1 protein-coding gene is annotated in these 1709 nt (G+C 41.5%); it reads left to right on the top strand.

The window, feature by feature from the left end:
• Window positions 1-1033: 1033 nt before the first annotated feature.
• On the top strand, window positions 1034-1709 hold a 676-nt coding region (locus F6K38_RS41215; RefSeq protein ID WP_287360611.1), incomplete at its 3' end, for an RNA polymerase sigma factor.

The following is a 1709-nucleotide window of genomic DNA, read 5'->3' as shown; positions in this document are numbered from 1 at the left end:
TATAGCGCTACGCGCAAGTCCGCAAGTCACAAGTCAGAAGTCAAAAGTTTACTACAACAGGTTTTCAGCTTTTAGCCATTTCCTAACTTTATTGCGTAGTGCTATAGGAAGAATTCTCCCCATTTCCCGCTTCTGTTGACTCCCGACTTTCGACTGTATATAGGGTTTTTATTTGAGATGTAAACGTGTATGGTCTTTTTTGATTGGACAATAAAACTTTGAATCTCTTGCCCCTCTTGCGTTTTGCTTATTTACTCTTGGCTTTTTGAGCAAGCATTTTGTTTACAACCTATATAAAAACCCTAGACATGAGTTTTTACATGAGTTTGCTCTACCGTACTTGTGGTAATGATAAAAAGTTATTTCATGGTGAAACCCTTTCTCCACAAGGTTTTCACCATGATGCCCTTAAAAATTATGTATTGTATTATACATTTTTTAACATAAACCCGATAGAGCCATGAGTTTTTACATGAGTTTTTACATGAGTTTTTACATGAGTTTTTACATGAGTTTTTTCTACCGTACTTGTGGTAAGAAGCAAAAGTTATTTCATGGTGAAACCTTTTTGGAGAAAGGCTATTACCATGAAATAATTTAAAATTATGTATTTTATTATACATTTTTAACATAAACCCGATAGAGCCATGAGTTTTTACATGAGTTTTTACATGAGTTTTTACATGAGTTTTTACATGAGTTTTATGAGATTAACAGACTATAAACTGATGTAACCTCAAATGGTGATCGGGTAATCGAGATCAAAAATGTGGAGTACAAATCCTAAGCATTCAGCCGTCAGCCGTCAGCCATCAGCTAAAAGCTCACGCTACTTGAGGTGCCGTCAGCCGTGAGCTAAAAGCTCACGCTACTTGAGGTGCTTATTTTATTCAAAAGCGCCGATTGCGCTACGCGCACGGTACTGTTCGCCCAGGGTGGCCACAGGCCCAAAGCTGATAGCTGATAGCTGAATGCTTACTACAAATCAGCCCTGGACTCCCGTGGAGAGCATACACCATTGTATTGATAAATTATGATCTCAGATATTCAATTAGAAGCCAGTTCTACTGCATTGGGCCAATCCCATCAGGTTTCAGAGAAAGAGTTTTGGCAGCAATGGCAGCAATATCAAGACTATCTCTATCATCGCTGTCTCAGGTGGATGGGTGGAAACCCTACGGATGCTGAAGATGCCCTGAGTCGGGCCATGCTCAAGGCATGGGAGAAGGTGCAAAAGTTTGGGAGGAAAATCGCTAATTTTAAGGCTTGGCTGACAAGGCTGACTCATAATCTCTGCGTGGATATTCATCGAGAACATTGTCGCAGCGCCAACCACGTTGAGGATATAGAAGGGATTCCAGAGGAAAAAGGACTGCTTTGCTGTGACGATACCCCAGAAAGGGCTTTGGAAACAGACGAGAAAAAGATTGCCATCCGCCGTGCCATTGATAACTTACCTGCTCGGCTGCACCAGACCTTTATCCTGCACTTTTATCAAGAACTGTCTTATCGAGAGATAGCCCAACAGCAAGAGATTTCCTACCAGAATGTCTGTAAGCGCATCTCCCAGGCGCGGGCAATTCTGCGAGAAGAGTTGAGGGGATATTTTATTGGGGAAGATGAAACTGATCCGGAATTATCGGTTACGTCAACTAATCAGGCAACTGAGTCAGCAATTGGGGAAATGTCCCAGTCGAATGCAGAAGTTG

The sequence above is a fragment of the Moorena sp. SIO3B2 genome (assembly GCF_010692525.1).
GTDB classification, from domain to species: Bacteria; Cyanobacteriota; Cyanobacteriia; order Cyanobacteriales; family Coleofasciculaceae; genus Moorena; species Moorena producens.
Note: the sequence above shows the minus strand (reverse complement) of the source record. Positions and strands in the feature narration are given on the sequence as shown.